The organism is Alishewanella tabrizica, from assembly GCF_014652375.1.
GTDB classification, from domain to species: Bacteria; Pseudomonadota; Gammaproteobacteria; order Enterobacterales; family Alteromonadaceae; genus Alishewanella; species Alishewanella tabrizica.
In genome coordinates, this window is record NZ_BMYR01000005.1 from 210,036 (window position 1) to 227,571 (window position 17,536).

The following is a 17,536-nucleotide window of genomic DNA, read 5'->3' on the forward strand; positions in this document are numbered from 1 at the left end:
GGGGCGTTAGCTTCCCGTTATATTGGCTTTAATTCGCATGATCATGGCGTTTAAACCATTGCTACGCGATTGGCTTAAATATGGTTTCAAATTTAAGGCATCAAAAGCCCGTTGTAAATCGAGCTGTTTTAATTCCTGTTGGCTTAACCCATTAATAAAAGACAGCATAATAGCTAATAACCCTTTGACGATGCGGGCTTCACTATCCAGTAAAAAATAGTGTTTATTATTAGCACTGTCATGATAATGCAGAAGCCAAGCTCGACTTTCACACCCTTTGACTAGCCATTCATTTTGACGCATTTTTTCAGGAATGCTGGGCAGTTTTTTGCCTAACTGCATTAATAAGCGGTACTTTGATTGCCAATCCAAAGGTTGTTGTAAAACGGGCAAATCCTGTTGCCGAATAGCCGTTAAGGCTGTTGCTGTGTCCGTTAAGAGTTGTTCCATGGTCATAATGCCAGGATCTCCACTGCCTGAGTCAATGCGTTTAAGCATTGCTCTACTTCAGTTAACTGATTATAAGGCGCAAAAGCAAACCTTACGGCACCCGGTACCGCCAGTAGCTCAAATAAAGGCATTGCACAATGTTGCCCAGCCCGCACGGCAATACGTTGTTCGTTAAGCAATAAGGCTAAATCAGCAGGATGCTCACCTTGTACGTTTAACGTGACAATACCAGCGTTATTTTGCTGTGCTGACAGCAAATTAATGCCCGGTATGTGCTGTATTCCATCGTGAAAAGTCTTTAATAACAGCCTTTTATAACTCTTTATTTGTTCAGCGTCAAATGTACTAATAAAACGGATAGCCGCAGCTAAGCCCAGCGCGGCTGCAATAGAGGGGGTGCCGGCTTCTAATCTAGCGGGTAGTTGATTAAAACGACTGCGCGCAAAACTCACATGTTCGATCATTTCACCGCCCCCGAGCAGAGGGGTTAGTTTTTCTAGCCACTCGCGTTTACCATACAATACGCCAAGCCCCGTAGGACCGTAAAGCTTATGTGCAGAGAAGCAGTAAAAATCGGCAGCAAGTGTTTGCATATCAGGGACTTGCCATGCAATACCCTGAGCGCCATCCACCACGGTTATTGCACCACAGGCTTTTGCTGCTAACAGCATGTTTTCTAATGGTAAAATACAACCAAGCGCGTTTGAAACCTGCGTTAAACTCACCACTTTAGGATTGAGTGAGAGTAATTTGTTATAAGCATTAAGATCCAGTTGATAGCCGGATGCGGCATCTCCCTGCAGCGGGATCACATCCAATATCACGCCAAAACGTTGGCAATGTAATTGCCAAGACACAATATTAGCATGATGCTCTAACGCTGAAATTACAACGCGGTCTCCGGCCTTTAATACACTGTGCATTAAGCCGTAAGCAATTTGATTCAGCGCTGCAGTGGTACCACTGGTAAAAATGATCTCAGCGCTTTCGGCCGCATTTAGATATTTTTGTACACAAGTGCGTGCATCTTCGTAAAGATTAGTTGCCGTTTCGCTGAGTAAATGAGTGCCGCGATGGACATTACTGTTTTGCTGACGATAAAAAAGACCTACCGCGTCTAATACGGCCGCAGGCTTATGTGTCGTGGCCGCATTATCCAGATAGATCCACTCAGGTTGCTCCGTAAAAAAAGGGAAATGCTGACGAAAAGCGGCGGCATTAAAATCTGACATAACAACTCAATTCGGCGAAAAATAAGGCGTGTATTATGCCGTGATTCAGTGGATTAAGCGAGATAAGGTAAAGGGAATTCGACTGTTAGCGTAGATGAAATGCCATTTCATGTAACACTTAAGCATAAAAAAAGCGGCTTGAGCCGCTTTTTAATAAAACACGAGGTTTAATCTTTACTTACGTAATCACGCTCGGTGTAACCAGTATACAACTGGCGAGGACGGCCAATTTTGTGGCCTTTGTCAGATAGCATTTCATCCCAGTGCGAAATCCAACCTACTGTCCGCGATAGCGCGAAAATGACGGTAAACATGCTGGTTGGAATGCCGATGGCTTTTAAAATAATACCTGAGTAGAAATCGACGTTTGGATACAGTTTCTTCTCAATAAAGTACGGATCAGACAACGCTATGCGCTCTAATTCCATAGCTACGTCTAACAATGGATCTTTAATGTTCAGTTCTTTTAACACTTCATGACAGGTTTCACGCATTACTTTGGCGCGCGGGTCAAAGTTTTTGTACACGCGATGACCAAATCCCATTAAGCGGAACGTGTCATTTTTATCTTTAGCACGCGCAACAAACTCAGGAATGCGTTCTACTGAGCCAATTTGCTGTAACATTTTCAAACAGGCTTCATTAGCGCCACCGTGCGCAGGGCCCCACAATGATGCAATACCTGCTGCAATACATGCATAAGGATTCGCACCAGAAGAGCCTGCCAACCGTACGGTTGAGGTAGAGGCATTTTGTTCATGATCGGCGTGTAACATAAAAATCCGATCCATCGCTTTAGCCAACACTGGGCTGACCTGATAATCTTCAGCTGGGACAGAAAACATCATATGTAAAAAGTTTTCTGAATAACTTAATTCGTTGCGAGGATAAACGAAAGGTTGACCAACTGTGTACTTATACGCCATGGCTGCGATGGTTGGCAGCTTAGCAATTAAGCGATGCGCACTACGCGTACGTTGTTGTGGATCATTGATGTCTAAGTCTGAATGGTAAAAAGATGACATTGCACCTACGACACCACACAGCATTGCCATTGGGTGCGCATCAACGCGGAAACCTTGAAAAAATGCTGCAATCTTCTCATGCACCATGGTGTGGCGCGTAATGGTTTTAACAAACTCATTGTACTGTGCTTTAGTCGGTAATTCGCCTTCTAAAAGTAAGTAACAAGTTTCTAAATAATTAGATTTTTCAGCAAGTTGCTCAATTGGATAGCCACGATGCAGCAAAACACCATTGTCACCATCGATATAGGTAATTTTAGATTCGCAGGAGCCCGTTGACATAAAACCTGGGTCGAAGGTGAAGTAGCCCTGTTGACCGAGAGTACGAACATCGATTACGTCAGTGCCTGCCGAGCCTGAATAGATGGGTAATTCAAATGTCTTACCATCAATCTGCACGACGGCCTTTTTATCTGCCATTGGATTTCTCCTATTGTTGTAGTATCGGATATGGGGTTTGGGCTATTCTACTCGCAAACCACACCTGAAAGTCAATTCTAAAGACTAATGGATTAATAAGTATTCGACTCTAGTCGTATTGCTGTCAGCAATAAATACTGTAAATTTCCATCTGCGGAATTTTCCGTTTAAAACCAAACAAAAATTGTAATAGCGTTTCATGAAATATATACTATTGGCGGCGTAAAAACAGTTCACCAAACAGCAGCTTTTTTGCTGAACCAGCTTTAGTAGAAAAGAGTATATAATCAAGCTATTCGTATGCGCAGTGTGCTAGCAATAAAGTTCCAAACAAAATACGTTTTATTTTGTCAGCTAAACTTGCTAACACGCAGGCAAAACCTATAGCCAGAAGATATCTGCTTCGTGTTGTGGCTGTTTTTCCAGCTACAATAATGACAACTACGCTCTACACGGGCATCGATAGGCAAGACACTGTGAAAAAGCAAAGACCAATAAATCTAGATCTAACGACAATCTCTCTACCTGCGGCTGGCAAAGCCTCTATCCTGCACCGGGTTACAGGTGTAGCAATGTTTTTCGCTCTCCTATTTGTGATCTGGGCATGGGCGACGTCATTGCAAAGCGCAGAAGGTTTTGACTACGTGAAGTCCTTGCTAAATTCACATTTAGCCAAATTTATCGCTTGGGGCACTATCACGGTACTTATTTATCACCTGATTGGCGGTGTTCGCCATCTAATTATGGATATGGGGCATTGGGAAGAGCTTGGCTCGGGTAACCTTAGCGCCAAAATCACGATTGGATTGTGGATTGTATTAGCCGTTTTAGCAGGAGTTTGGGTATGGTTTTAAATCAGGCAAGCCTGAAACGCGATGGCGTTCAGGATTACGTATCGCTGCGTGCTTCCGCTATCGTGTTAGCACTTTACAGTTTATTTATTTTAGGCTTCTTTCTTTTTACCCCTGAAATCACCTTTGAAGTATGGCAAGGTTTATTTGCCAATATTTTCATGAAGGTGTTTACCTTGTTAGCGCTGATCTCCATCGCCATCCACACGCGTATTGGTTTATGGCAGGTGCTAACTGACTACGTCAAGAACGCAACATTACGTGGCGTTTTACAGTTTGTGCTGTACGTAATTGCCTTCAGTTATGTGGCAGTTGGTTTATTTGTGTTGTGGGGTGCTTAAGTGAATATTCCAGTTAGAGAATTCGACGCCATTGTAATTGGTGCTGGTGGTGCAGGTATGCGTGCTGCGTTGCAGATCACGCAATCAGGTTTAACCTGTGCCTTATTATCAAAAGTATTTCCGACGCGCTCACACACGGTATCAGCGCAAGGCGGTATTACTGTTGCACTAGGCAACAGCCACCCAGATAACTGGGAATGGCACATGTTTGATACGGTTAAAGGTTCTGACTATATCGGTGACCAAGACGCTATTGAATATATGTGTAAAACAGGTCCTGAAGCGATTACCGAGTTAGAGAACATGGGCTTGCCGTTTTCACGTTTTGAAAATGGCCGGGTTTATCAGCGTCCTTTCGGTGGTCAATCTAAGAATTTTGGCGGTGAGCAAGCGGCGCGCACAGCAGCTGCAGCAGACCGTACCGGTCACGCTTTATTGCATTTGTTATATCAGCAAAACGTAAAGAATCGTACACAGGTGTTTTCTGAGTGGTACGCCTTAGACTTAGTTAAAAACCAAGATGGTGCGGTAGTAGGTTGTACAGCTATTGATATTGAAAGCGGTGAAATCGTTTACTTCAAGTCAAAAGCCACTGTACTTGCTACAGGCGGCGCCGGTCGTATTTATGCTTCAACCACCAATGCGCATATTAATACGGGCGATGGGGTTGGTATGGCGCTTCGTGCCGGTGTGCCGTTACAAGATATGGAAATGTGGCAATTCCACCCTACGGGTATCGCAGGCGCAGGTTCATTAGTTACTGAAGGTTGCCGTGGTGAAGGCGGTTACTTATTGAATAAAAATGGCGAGCGTTTCATGGAACGTTATGCGCCAAATGCCAAAGATTTAGCGGGTCGTGACGTTGTTGCTCGTGCCATGATGACTGAAATTCGCGAAGGTCGTGGTTGTGATGGTCCATGGGGTCCACACATTAAGTTAAAATTAGATCATTTAGGTGCAGAAGTTCTTGAAAGCCGCCTACCAGGTGTATGCGAATTATCAAAGACATTTGCGCACGTTGATCCTGTAAAAGAACCTATTCCGGTTATCCCAACCTGTCACTACATGATGGGTGGTATTCCCACCAACGTACACGGCCAAGTCATTAATCCGAAAGCCGATGGTTCAGAATCGGTCGTTGCCGGTTTATTCGCCTGCGGTGAGATTGCGTGTGTTTCGGTGCACGGTGCTAACCGTTTAGGTGGTAACTCGTTGTTAGACTTAGTGGTTTTTGGTCGCGCAACCGGTTTGCATTTAGGCGAAGCCTTAGCTGCAACCAGTGAAGCACGTCCAGCATCACAATCTGATTTAGATGCAGCGTTAGCTCGCACATTACGTTGGGAAAATTCTAAAGCGGGCCAAGGTGAAGATCCGGTACAAATCAAGAAAGATCTGCAGCAGTGTATGCAGCTTAACTTCTCGGTATTCCGTGAAGGTGCAGCAATGGCAGAGGGCTTAGATCAGTTAAAAGAAATTCGTGAACGTATCAAGTATGCTCGTTTAGACGATAAGAGTTCAGACTTTAACACTATGCGAATTGAGTGTTTAGAACTGGATAACCTTATGGAAACTGCGTATTCAACAGCCGCCTCAGCAAATTTCCGTATGGAAAGCCGTGGTGCACATTCGCGCTCAGATTTCCCTGATCGCGATGATGAAAACTGGTTATGTCACAGCGTCTATGCGCCAGAAGATGAATCGTTATTTAAGCGTAAAGTGAATATGGAACCGACTTTCCGTGATGCTTTCCCGCCTAAAGCGCGTACTTACTAAGAGGTCTTAGCGATGAAGAAAATAGTTGTCTCCGTCTATCGTTATAATCCAGATGTTGATCAAACGCCTCGGATGCAAGATTATACGTTAGATAATCCTGAAGGCCGTGACATGATGGTCTTAGACGTGCTGTTGAAGCTGAAAGAGCAAGATCCTTCGTTGTCTTTCCGTCGCAGTTGCCGGGAAGGGGTCTGTGGTTCAGATGGCTTTAACATCAATGGCAAAAACGGCTTAGGCTGTATTACGCCATTATCCGCAGCAGGTTTAAAAGGCGGTAAGCTCGTTATTCGTCCGTTACCTGGATTGCCGGTTATTCGCGATCTGGTTATTGATATGAGCCAGTTCTACACCCAATATGAAAAAGTTAAGCCGTATTTAATCAATGATGATTTGCCACCTGCGGGTGAGCATTTGCAGTCTCCAGAAGACCGCGCTAAGCTTGATGGTCTGTACGAGTGTATCTTGTGTGCATGTTGTTCGACCTCTTGCCCATCATTTTGGTGGAATCCTGATAAGTTTATTGGGCCAGCGGGTTTATTGCATGCTTACCGTTTTCTGGCTGACAGCCGTGATACCGCGACTGAGCAACGTTTAAACGACTTAGATGATGCTTTTAGTGTTTTCCGTTGTCATGGCATTATGAACTGCGTGAATGTTTGTCCAAAGGGGTTAAACCCAACGAAAGCAATTGGTCAGATAAAATCAATGCTGTTAAACCGGGCGCTGTAATGCGCCCTTTTTTAGTATTTAATTGAAAACTGTCCATACCTTGGTGGTATGGCAGTTTTTTTGCTAATTTTTCCAGGTGCTCAAAAATAAGGGAAACTAAATGCACGAAGGTGTAATGAAGGCGTGGTTGGAGTCTTCACATCTTGGCGGTGGCAACATGGCCTATGTGGATGAACTCTATGAATCCTACTTAGCAGAGCCCACCAGTGTTGGTGACGAATGGCGTGAATTTTTCGCCAAGTTACCAAAAATCGATGGGGTCGATCTTGAAACCCGCCACAGTGATGTGCGCCAACAGTTCGCTGAGCTGGCTCGTAACAAACATCGCGAAGTGGTCGTTGTAAACTCCGGTTCGGGTACTGATAACCGCCAGGTTAAAGTATTGCAACTGATAAACTCCTATCGCTTCCGTGGTCACCAGCACGCCAATTTAGATCCATTAAACTTGTGGAAACAACCACGGGTTAGGGATCTTGAGTTGTCATATCACGATCTGTCTGAAGCTGATTACGATACTGAGTTCAATGTTGGATCACTGGCATGTGGTCAAGAAACCATGAAACTTGGTGAATTGCATAAGGCGCTTGAGCGGACGTATTGTGGTTCTATCGGCGCTGAGTATATGCATATCGTGTCAACGGATGAAAAACGTTGGATTCAACAGCGTTTAGAAAGCGTTCAGTCTCAGCCACGTTATGACAAAGCAACCAAACTGCAGATCCTCAAAGGCCTTGTAGCTGCTGATGGCCTGGAAAAATATTTAAGTTCAAAATTCCCTGGCGCTAAACGCTTTGGTTTGGAAGGTGGCGATGCCATGGTTCCGATGCTCAAAGCCATGATTCATCGTGCCGGTGAGCAGGGTGCGAAAGATTCTGTTATTGGTATGGCACACCGTGGCCGCTTAAATACCTTAATTAACGTCTTGGGTAAGAATCCCTCGAAGCTATTTGATGAATTTGCGGGTAAATACGAAGTCGTAGGTGCCGGTGATGTGAAATACCATATGGGTTTCTCATCTGATTTTGAAACGAAAGGTGGTAATGTTCACTTAGCATTAGCCTTTAACCCTTCACACCTAGAAATTGTTAATCCTGTGGTATTAGGTTCAGTCCGTGCTCGCTTAGATCGTCGTGGTTGTACCGACGGATCTTTAGCATTGCCTATCACTATTCACGGTGACTCGGCGTTTGCTGGCCAGGGCGTAGTAGCGGAAACCTTTAATATTTCACAAACTCGTGCATTTAAAGTTGGCGGTACCGTTCGGATCGTGATTAACAACCAAGTTGGTTTTACCACCTCGAATCCAGAAGATACCCGTTCAACACCATACTGTACTGATATTGCCAAGATGGTGCAGGCACCGATTTTCCACGTTAATGGTGATGATCCTGAAGCCGTAGTTTTTGTGGCGCAGCTGGCTGTAGATTACCGTAATACCTTTAAACGCGATGTGGTTATCGATCTGGTTTGTTACCGTCGTAATGGCCATAACGAAGCGGATGAGCCGAATGCAACTCAGCCGTTGATGTACCAGAAAATTAAAAAGCATCCAACACCGCGTGAAATCTATGCTGAAAAGTTGATTTTAGAAGGTGTCGTTAGTGCTGACGAAGTTAAAGCCTTCGTTGATGGCTATCGTGATGCGCTAGACCAAGGCGATTGTGTGGTAGAAGAATGGCGGCCTATGGCGCCAAGTTCTGTCGACTGGACGCCTTATATCGGTAAAGATTGGGATGCAGCTTATGATGCCAGTTTGCCACTTGATAAATTGGTGGCATTAGGTGAAAAAGCGACTCAGATCCCAGTAAGCCATGTATTGCAACGTCAGGTAGGCAAAGTCTACGAAGATCGCGCTTTAATGCTGAAAGGCGAGAAGAAAATCGACTGGGGTTTTGCTGAAATTTTAGCTTATGCCTCTATTGCTGGCGAAGGTTCACGCATTCGTATCGTTGGTCAGGATTCTGGCCGCGGGACTTTCTTCCATCGTCACGCGGTATTGCACAATCAAACCGATGCCAGTACTTATATTCCGCTTGAGCATATCAGCGAAGATCAGGGCCCATTCCAAGTATACGATTCTGCGCTATCAGAAGAAGCCGTACTTGCCTTTGAATATGGTTATGCCACTGCTGAACCTCGTGCCATGGTAATTTGGGAAGGCCAATTTGGTGACTTTGCCAACGGTGCCCAAGTGGTTATCGATCAGTTCTTAAGTTCTGGCGAGCAAAAGTGGGGTCGGTTATGCGGCTTAACCTTGTTATTGCCTCATGGCTATGAAGGCCAGGGACCTGAGCACTCGTCAGCACGACTAGAGCGGTTCTTGCAATTATGTGCTGATCACAATATGCAAATTTGTGTGCCTACGACACCTGCGCAGGTATTTAATATGCTGCGTCGGCAGATGGTGCGCCCAATGCGCCGGCCATTAATTGTAATGTCACCAAAATCATTGCTGCGTCATCCTTTGGCCACATCGTCATTGGAAGAGCTGGCATCGGGCGTTTATCACAACGTCATCGGTGAGATTGATGATCTCAATCCAGCCGACGTGAAACGCGTGGTGTTTTGTAGTGGTAAAGTGTATTACGAATTGCTGGAAGAGCGTCGTAAACGTGAACAAAAAGATGTGGCTATCGTACGGGTAGAGCAGCTGTATCCGTTCCCACATGATGAAATGGCTGCTGCTTTGGCAAACTATCAACATGTTACCGATTTTGTTTGGTGTCAAGAAGAGCCACAAAATCAGGGTGCCTGGTATTGTAGCCAGCATCATTTCTGGGCTGCGATTCCAAATGGTGCCAAATTAACTTATGCCGGTCGTGATGCGTCGTCGTCACCTGCGGTGGGTTATTTATCTGTGCACAATAAACAGCAGCAAGCTTTAGTAAATGATGCGTTAAGCATCAAATAACTCTTTGCCCGCCTGCCTATGCAGGCGGTGTTAACTGATATAGACCAACCGTTATAGGTGAAAAAGTGGAAATTAAAGTACCCGTACTTCCAGAATCTGTTGCAGATGCAACCATTGCCACCTGGCACGTTAAAACCGGTGAAGCTGTTAGCCGTGATCAGGTATTAGTAGATATTGAAACGGATAAAGTGGTGCTTGAAGTTGTAGCACAAGCTGACGGTGTAATGGGCGAGATCATCCATGACACTGGTGCGACTGTTACCGCTGAAGAAGTTATCGGTAAGATGGAAGCTGGTGGCGCACCTGCTGCAAAAGCAGAGGCGCCAAAAGCAGAAGCCGCTCCGGCCGCTGCTGCAGCTGATGAAGGCGATGATGCGTTAAGCCCATCAGTGCGTCGTTTAATCGCTGAAAAAGGCTTAGATGCCAGCAAAATCAAAGGTAGCGGTAAAAATGGCCGTGTTACCAAAGAAGATGTCGAGAAATTCTTAGCTGGTGCCCCCGCTAAAGCCGCTGCGCCTGCAGCTGCAGCACCTGTAGTGGCAGCCGGTGATCGTAGTCAGAAACGTGTGCCTATGACACGTTTACGTAAAACTATCGCCAATCGTTTGTTGGAAGCGAAAAACTCTACTGCCATGTTAACTACGTTTAACGAAGTGAACATGAAGCCAATTATGGATCTGCGCAAGCAGTATCAAGACGTGTTTGAGAAGCGTCATGGCATCCGTTTAGGCTTTATGTCGTTCTACGTGAAAGCGGTAACTGAAGCCTTGAAGCGCTTCCCAGAAGTAAACGCCGCTATTGATGGCGATGATATTGTTTATCACAACTATTTTGATGTCAGTATCGCCGTGTCTACACCACGTGGCTTGGTAACACCAGTACTGCGTGATTGTGACAAGATGAACTTGGCTGAAATTGAAAAAGCGATCAAAGACCTGGCGATTAAAGGCCGTGATGGTAAATTGTCTATGGATGATTTAACCGGCGGTAACTTTACGATCACTAACGGTGGCGTCTTTGGTTCACTGATGTCTACGCCTATTATCAATCCTCCACAATCAGCCATTTTGGGTATGCACAAAATCCAAGATCGCGTGATGGTCGTGGATGGCAAGATGGAAATTCTGCCAATGATGTACTTAGCACTGTCATATGATCACCGTATCATCGACGGTAAAGAGTCTGTTGGTTTCCTAGTAACCATTAAAGAGTTACTGGAAGATCCAACACGTATTCTGTTAGACATCTAAGCATTAGCAAACTAGAAACGCCATTTATGGCGTTTCTAAATATCACTGGTTGGTAACGTTATATCTAAGTCAGTTTAAGAACAGTTTTACTGGGCTTCAATCTGAAAGGATATACCCGTAGCAATCAAAACTATGGCTGTACTCTGTTGCAGCCTTTAATTTCAAATGAACGGAAAATAGCCATGAATTTGCACGAGTATCAGGGTAAACAACTGTTTGCCCAATATGGTTTGCCTGTATCTAAAGGCATCGCTGCAGCCACTGTGGAAGAAGCAGTTGAAGCAGCTGATAAGATCGGCGGCGACATGTTTGTTGTTAAGGCGCAGGTTCACGCTGGTGGCCGCGGTAAAGCGGGCGGTGTGAAGCTGGTTAAGAGCAAAGAAGACATTCGCGCTTTCGCAGAAAAATGGCTGGGTAAAAACCTGGTAACTTATCAAACAGACGAAAAAGGTCAGCCAGTAAGCCGTATTTTGGTTGAGCCTTGCACTGATATCGCTAAAGAGCTGTATTTAGGTGCCGTTGTAGACCGTTCTTCACGTCGTATCGTGTTTATGGCCTCTACTGAAGGTGGCGTGGAAATTGAAACTGTAGCCCACGAAACACCAGAGAAAATTTTAAAAGCCGCTATCGATCCATTGGTTGGCGCACAGCCATTCCAAGGCCGTGAATTAGCGTTCAAGCTGGGCTTAGAAGGCAAGCAAGTTAACCAATTCGTGAAAATCTTTATGGGCCTGGCAAAATTGTTCCAGGAAAAAGATTTAGCCTTATTGGAAGTTAACCCACTGGTTATCACACCAGCTGGCGATCTGCACTGTTTGGATGCCAAGTTAGTGATCGATGGTAATGCCTTATACCGTCACCCAGATTTAAAAGCGATGCAAGATCCATCACAAGAAGATCCACGTGAAGCGCATGCCGCTGCATGGGAACTGAACTATGTTGCTTTAGGTGGCGACATCGGTTGTATGGTTAACGGTGCCGGTTTAGCGATGGGTACTATGGACATCGTGAAATTACACGGTGGTCAACCTGCTAACTTCCTAGACGTTGGCGGCGGCGCGACGAAAGAGCGCGTAGTTGAAGCTTTCAAAATTATCCTGTCTGACACTGCGGTTAAAGCCGTATTCATCAATATCTTCGGCGGTATCGTGCGTTGCGATATGATTGCTGAAGGCGTAATTGGTGCAGTGAAAGAAGTTGGCGTTAAAGTACCTGTCGTTGTTCGTTTACAAGGTAACAACGCTGAACTGGGCGCAAAAGTATTGCAAGAAAGCGGCCTGAACATTATTGCTGATACCGATCTGACTGGCGCAGCCAAGCAAGTCGTTGCAGCAGCGGCCAAGGCATAAGGGGTAAGCAATGAGCGTTTTAATTAACAAAGACACTAAAGTAATTTGTCAGGGTTTCACTGGTGCCCAGGGTACTTTCCACTCTGAGCAAGCTATTGCTTACGGTACTAAGATGGTTGGCGGTGTAACGCCAGGTAAAGGCGGTCAAACGCATTTAGGTCTGCCAGTGTTTAACACGGTAGCTGAAGCCGTTGCTGCAACGGGTGCTGATGCATCAGTTATCTACGTACCAGCCGCGTTCTGTAAAGATTCTATCTTAGAAGCAGCTAACGGTGGTATTAAACTGATCGTGTGTATCACTGAAGGTATCCCAACCTTAGATATGCTAGATGCCAAAGTTAAATGTGACGAATTAGGCGTACGCTTAATTGGTCCTAACTGCCCAGGTGTGATCACGCCAGGCGAGTGTAAAATTGGTATTATGCCAGGCCATATCCATTTACCAGGTAAAGTGGGTATCGTGTCACGTTCAGGCACCCTGACGTATGAAGCCGTTAAGCAAACAACTGACTACGGTTTCGGCCAGTCTACTTGTGTGGGTATTGGTGGCGATCCAATCCCAGGTTCTAACTTCATCGACATCCTGAAATTATTCCAGGAAGATCCACAAACTGAAGCCATCGTGATGATCGGTGAAATCGGTGGTTCTGCAGAAGAAGAAGCGGCTGCTTATATCAAGCAACACGTGACTAAGCCTGTCGTATCTTACATCGCTGGTGTAACTGCACCTGCTGGTAAGCGTATGGGTCACGCTGGCGCGATTATCTCTGGTGGTAAAGGTACTGCTGATGAGAAATTCGCTGCTTTAGAAGATGCTGGCGTTAAAACTGTGAAGAGCTTAGCCGATATCGGTAAAGCCCTGAAAGAAATTACCGGTTGGTAATATCTAAGAAATGAAAAAACCCGCTTAGTTAGCGGGTTTTTTTATGGCCGTCATTACGTATTTTATGAGAATACTGTCTCTAGATTATCTATACGCTACTGGAACACTATTCCGAGACTCTGCTAATGTTACTCTAATGCTGTTTAATTGCTCTGCGAACATCAAGCGAACATCAAGCGAACATCAAGCGAACATCAAGCGAACATCAAGCGAACATCAAGCGAACATCAGATGATGTTATTCATATCCCAGAATTTTTCGTAAGCCGGGTACCGCATAATCTACGATCTGTTTTTGTTTTTCGGGTAGTGCTTTGGGAAAGTCCATGGCTATACCAGATAAGTTGTCGCGAAAAGTCCCTGATTGCGCCGGATCTGCACCAATACGCACACGTTCACGCCAATCATTTGGTAAGGGTTCATGCCCCAAAATGCCTAATAAATCGTTGAAATACACCTCTGCTGCAGGTGAATCAAGCTGTTTTACATGCAATAACAGCTCTTCAAAGCGCACTAATTTACAGTTTGTACCCAGCCAAGCAACCGCGTTGTGCGTGTAAATTTCTTTGAGGGTAGGGGCAAGGCCATAAATTCCGAATATCATCAGATTTAACAATTCTTCAACGGTGATCCTGCCGCTACGAATTACATCTGTGCTGCCAATAAAATTATCAGACATAAAAAAGCGGGCGCGGGCAATAACCCAGTCGTAAGGATCTCTGACTAATATAATTTTACGCGTTTCATGCAATACCATAGCTGACACATCACTAAAGATTAGATGCCCCCAGCTAAGTTCTGGATTCCGTGGGTTAAATGCTTGTTGATGCTGTTCCAGCTCAGGTAGTTGAATAAAACTTTTGGTGTAATGCTGTGAAACGGGAACAAACATCCGAAAGATATTGCGGATTAAGTGAGTACCGCATTTTGGTACGGAATTTAGAAATACATTATGTTTTAACGGTTTTTGTTCAAAATTAGCGTTAAGCGCATCCAAAGTATCGGGCTTAGCAATAATCCGTGCCATACGGTTCCTCAATTGAATGATTCAAGCGGCCTATACAGATTGCCACTGACAGGTATTCTAAAAAAAATGCCGAACATTGTCGGCATTTTAGCATAAATAACGCGTTAAATTACGGCGTTAAAATGAGTAAGTCACATCAAGGAACATTCTCCGGCCAATAAAATCGTACTGACTATAAAACGCCGATGTCCCGATCCGACTGGTGTAGTTGGGCACATTGCTTAACTTCGGTGGTTCTTTATCAAACAAATTAGACACACCTGCTGTGACTGTTACGCCGTATTTTTTGAAGTCGTAGGTGCCAGATAGTGAGTGATAGAACGTACTCGGTGTCGACAGTTGAATATCCACTTCTTCTTCCCAGTATGTGATCGTATCTTTACCGTTCAGTTGGCGGTACCGATCTTGTAAAGAGGATTCACCCACATAGCGTGTACTCCAATTAATACTTAAATCACCTTGAGTCCACCCTAGATTTAAGTTGCCAACATGGCGGGGGCGACCTAACCACCCTGCACGATTTTCACGTGGGCTACTAGCAAGTAATTGCTGTGCAGCTTCGATCTGAATAGTGTGATTGTAGTTGGCGAAGAAAGTACCAAAGTTTGTATCAATGTCGTAATTAAAAATTAAGTCGAAACCACGATTATATTGTGTGGCAATATTCAGGAAGTTTAAGCGGATATTTTCTACTCGGCCTAAATTATCGCGATTGAACAGATTACAGAGTGGTTCAGTGCTAAATTCAGTGGAGTTATAACAACCTGAAACGACTTGACCTGCCGTTAATTGCGTTACCTCACCATCTATTTCAATATCAAAATAGTCGGCACTCATACTGAATTTTGTCCATTCAGGTGTATATACAAAACCAACGGTTCTTGCGGTTGATGTTTCGGCAACTAATTCACCTAAGCCGCCACCGGCAAAAGCATTATTACTGGTTGCTGGCGGTCTGAAGTCTGGTGCAATACCTTCGGCTGCACAGTTATCCGCGACTAACTGTGTGATTCTGCCATTCTGTAATGCTGTCGCCCAGTTCGCACAAGGATCTGCAATCCGAGGAAATGATTCTTGATCATTAAGATAAAGTTCGTAAAGTGCAGGTGAACGGAATGACGTTCCTTGCGATCCACGAATTCGTAAACCACCACCCAGATCCCAGTTAATGCCCACTTTATAGGTAGAATCACTGCCAGAGGTTGAAACATCGGTATAGCGTGCAGATAACTCTAAGTCTAAACGATCTACTAGGGTGAGATCGCGAAGTATGGGGAGTTGAATTTCACTGAAAATGGCTTTAGTAGTCGATTTACCTGCCGTAACACCTGCCGATGAGCTTCCCCATGCATTACGTGCTAAGGTTACTGAGCCTGGGGTGTCCAAAATTTCGTCTCGTTGATGCTGCGCACCGAATGCGGCACCAACGGTTCCAGCGGGAAGTTCAAAAACGTTACCACTGATCACGGCTTCAAGTGTTTGTTGCTTGTAAATAGTATTACCCGTTTCATCACCAAATAAAAACGCACGTTGTTCAGGTGAGAATTGGCCATTAAGGAAATTAGGATCTAACCATGGTAAATCAATACAAGGCACGTTACGAACAGCTGTTGTCGATCCTACGCAAGATTCTGTAATAAATTGTTGTGACGCAATAGAATCATTAAAAATCACTTTACTAAAGTAATCGCCATCGCTGCGACTACTTTGGAAGTTTAGATCCCAGTTCCATTGCCCCAGAGATCCCTCAGCACCAATGACAAATCGACGATAATCAACGGTGATTATATCTTGGTCATGGTCGGTGATTGGGGTAGAACTTAGCCCCTGTGCCCCAGTCCAACCTGGGCTTAATGTACTATTGGGTAGGACACCTGCGCCGTCGTTAGTGTAATGAAATAAGTTCCAGAATTGGCGGTAGCCATTACTGATCGTCTCGCGACGGTTAAATAAGGCTTCGGCGTATAAACTTGCTGCATCATTTAAGGCGTAATCACCTTGAGCGAAAACGGTTTTAGTATCACGCTCGGGGACTAATGTTGTCAGCGATTGGAACGGGTGACTGGCATTAGTTAATCCCGCGCTTTCTCTGCTATAGCTCACGGGATACCAGCCTTGAGGCACTCTTAAATGGGCTGGGTTATTCGCATCAGCCGTAAAGGGCGGTAAAAAACGTGATAAACTGCCATCATAATCGTATTGCATTAACGTCGAAGCACCGCCGCCATTGGGCACGTTGGTGCTACCATCTTCAGCAGCATATGCATAATCGTATACCCACACATGCCCAGCGGGTAAATCGTTACAATGGAATGAACCAGTGCGAGGATCAATGACGTCTTTACGCGCACCGTTAGCGGTATCAAAATAGTAAGCTTCGGCACAATCAAAAAATCTACGATCACCGCGTGCTAATTCACTGTCTTTACGATAGTCGGCAACAACGCGTACCGAGCCGCGATCAAAAGTACGACCGAAGCTGGCGCTTAATCGCACCGTTTCGCCACCTTCTTTAGTTGGCTGGCTAATATTGACGTTAACGACGCTTTCATCACCTTTTTTGGTGATAATGTTCACTACACCGGCGACTGCGTCTGAACCGTAAAGTGATGAGGCACCGTCTTTCAGAATTTCAACGCGATCTACTGCTGCCAACGGCATAATATTTAGATCGAAGGCAGATACGGCACCTCGTGTACCGGCTGGGCCAATGCGGCGTCCGTTTAAAAGTATGAGTGTACGATTTGCTCCCAAACCACGTAATGAAACTGTTTCAACACCTATACCGCCTTCAGAAATAGCAGAGGATGTTGCTGATGTAATTTGATTTGAACCCGCGGCAACAGTTGAGCTTCTGAGTAAATCACCAAGTGTACTCAGGCCCTGACTAATTGCCGTATCGGCACTAAGCACTTCAACCGGTGAGGCGCGATCTAAACCATCGGTACGAATACGTGAACCAAGCACAGAGATGCGTTCTGGCGCTTTTTCTGCAGTTTGCTCGGATTGTTGGCTAGTATCTTGGCCGATAACGGTAAAGACAGAACCAGCCAATAAGCCGCCAATTGCTAATGCAAGTGGTGAGCGTGTTGAGTGTTTCATAATGTTCCCCTGGAGTGTTTTTTAGTATTTTATAAAGTGAAAAAACATCTTTTTGTCACTTTAGGTACATATAACAACCAATTCTCAGGGAGTTCAATCATTAATTCCCGTTTTACCCCTATTTTTGAATATAATGCTGAGCTATTTCATCATAATGATTAATTTTTAACATTTTATGCACTTAATGGGTATTT

At 44.9% G+C, this 17,536-nt stretch carries 12 protein-coding genes and 1 pseudogene; 8 read left to right on the top strand and 5 right to left on the bottom strand.

The features are described from left to right. Positions 1 to 6 precede the first annotated feature (6 nt). The 3 genes from IE070_RS07655 to gltA all read right to left on the bottom strand — a co-directional run bounded on the left by IE070_RS07655 (position 7) and on the right by gltA (position 3,127). On the bottom strand, positions 7 to 498 hold the full coding sequence (locus tag IE070_RS07655; RefSeq protein ID WP_229796977.1) for a SufE family protein: 492 nt from the start codon (positions 496 to 498) through the stop codon (positions 7 to 9). Beyond that, a complete protein-coding gene (locus tag IE070_RS07660) occupies positions 453 to 1,682 on the bottom strand; it encodes an aminotransferase class V-fold PLP-dependent enzyme (RefSeq protein WP_189482110.1) in 1,230 nt (409 codons plus the stop codon). The genes IE070_RS07655 and IE070_RS07660 overlap by 46 nt, the downstream gene beginning before the upstream one ends. A gap of 167 nt (positions 1,683 to 1,849) precedes the next feature. Beyond that, positions 1,850 to 3,127 (bottom strand): citrate synthase, encoded by a 1,278-nt coding sequence (gene gltA, locus IE070_RS07665; RefSeq protein ID WP_189482112.1) that lies wholly within the window; start codon positions 3,125 to 3,127, stop codon positions 1,850 to 1,852. Positions 3,128 to 3,603: 476 nt separating this feature from the next. Here gltA and sdhC point away from each other — a divergent pair, with 476 nt between their 5' ends. From sdhC to sucD, 8 genes and pseudogenes are all read left to right on the top strand, one after another. Further along, positions 3,604 to 3,981 carry a succinate dehydrogenase, cytochrome b556 subunit gene (gene sdhC / locus IE070_RS07670; protein WP_189482231.1) on the top strand — a complete coding sequence of 126 codons (378 nt, stop codon included), beginning with the start codon at positions 3,604 to 3,606 and terminating at the stop codon, positions 3,979 to 3,981. Next, positions 3,972 to 4,319, top strand: a complete 348-nt coding sequence (sdhD, locus tag IE070_RS07675) for a succinate dehydrogenase, hydrophobic membrane anchor protein (RefSeq protein WP_189482114.1) — start codon at positions 3,972 to 3,974, stop codon at positions 4,317 to 4,319. Before sdhC ends, sdhD begins: the two co-directional genes overlap by 10 nt. After that, complete coding sequence (gene sdhA, locus IE070_RS07680; protein WP_189482116.1) at positions 4,320 to 6,092, top strand: succinate dehydrogenase flavoprotein subunit; 1,773 nt, start codon at positions 4,320 to 4,322, stop codon at positions 6,090 to 6,092. A 12-nt stretch (positions 6,093 to 6,104) separates the two neighbouring features. After that, complete coding sequence (locus tag IE070_RS07685; RefSeq protein WP_189482119.1) at positions 6,105 to 6,821, top strand: succinate dehydrogenase iron-sulfur subunit; 717 nt, start codon at positions 6,105 to 6,107, stop codon at positions 6,819 to 6,821. A 100-nt stretch (positions 6,822 to 6,921) separates the two neighbouring features. Further along, positions 6,922 to 9,732, top strand: coding sequence for a 2-oxoglutarate dehydrogenase E1 component (locus IE070_RS07690; RefSeq protein ID WP_189482121.1), 2,811 nt, complete (start codon positions 6,922 to 6,924; stop codon positions 9,730 to 9,732). A 62-nt stretch (positions 9,733 to 9,794) separates the two neighbouring features. Then, positions 9,795 to 10,982, top strand: a pseudogene (gene odhB, locus IE070_RS07695) (2-oxoglutarate dehydrogenase complex dihydrolipoyllysine-residue succinyltransferase); the annotation flags it as partial. A gap of 182 nt (positions 10,983 to 11,164) precedes the next feature. Further along, the gene (sucC, locus tag IE070_RS07700) at positions 11,165 to 12,331 is read left to right on the top strand and encodes an ADP-forming succinate--CoA ligase subunit beta (protein WP_189482124.1); all 1,167 of its coding nucleotides are present in this window, start codon (positions 11,165 to 11,167) and stop codon (positions 12,329 to 12,331) included. Positions 12,332 to 12,341: 10 nt separating this feature from the next. After that, a complete protein-coding gene (gene sucD / locus IE070_RS07705) occupies positions 12,342 to 13,214 on the top strand; it encodes a succinate--CoA ligase subunit alpha (protein ID WP_189482125.1) in 873 nt (290 codons plus the stop codon). Positions 13,215 to 13,451: 237 nt separating this feature from the next. On the opposite strand, the gene IE070_RS07710 is transcribed toward sucD, so the two are convergent. Continuing rightward, on the bottom strand, positions 13,452 to 14,240 hold the full coding sequence (locus IE070_RS07710) for a hypothetical protein (RefSeq protein ID WP_189482127.1): 789 nt from the start codon (positions 14,238 to 14,240) through the stop codon (positions 13,452 to 13,454). Positions 14,241 to 14,357: 117 nt separating this feature from the next. Then, positions 14,358 to 17,342 (bottom strand): TonB-dependent receptor domain-containing protein, encoded by a 2,985-nt coding sequence (locus tag IE070_RS07715; protein ID WP_189482129.1) that lies wholly within the window; start codon positions 17,340 to 17,342, stop codon positions 14,358 to 14,360. Positions 17,343 to 17,536 lie beyond the last annotated feature (194 nt).

Coding starts and splice junctions, on each gene's coding strand:
- IE070_RS07710 (WP_189482127.1), bottom strand. CDS start 14,240: ATGGCACGGATTATTGCTAAGCCCGATACTTTGGATGCGCTTAACGCT.
- IE070_RS07660 (WP_189482110.1), bottom strand. CDS start 1,682: ATGTCAGATTTTAATGCCGCCGCTTTTCGTCAGCATTTCCCTTTTTTT.
- IE070_RS07690 (WP_189482121.1), top strand. CDS start 6,922: ATGCACGAAGGTGTAATGAAGGCGTGGTTGGAGTCTTCACATCTTGGC.
- IE070_RS07655 (WP_229796977.1), bottom strand. CDS start 498: ATGCTTAAACGCATTGACTCAGGCAGTGGAGATCCTGGCATTATGACC.
- sucD (WP_189482125.1), top strand. CDS start 12,342: ATGAGCGTTTTAATTAACAAAGACACTAAAGTAATTTGTCAGGGTTTC.
- sucC (WP_189482124.1), top strand. CDS start 11,165: ATGAATTTGCACGAGTATCAGGGTAAACAACTGTTTGCCCAATATGGT.
- sdhD (WP_189482114.1), top strand. CDS start 3,972: ATGGTTTTAAATCAGGCAAGCCTGAAACGCGATGGCGTTCAGGATTAC.
- IE070_RS07715 (WP_189482129.1), bottom strand. CDS start 17,342: ATGAAACACTCAACACGCTCACCACTTGCATTAGCAATTGGCGGCTTA.
- gltA (WP_189482112.1), bottom strand. CDS start 3,127: ATGGCAGATAAAAAGGCCGTCGTGCAGATTGATGGTAAGACATTTGAA.
- IE070_RS07685 (WP_189482119.1), top strand. CDS start 6,105: ATGAAGAAAATAGTTGTCTCCGTCTATCGTTATAATCCAGATGTTGAT.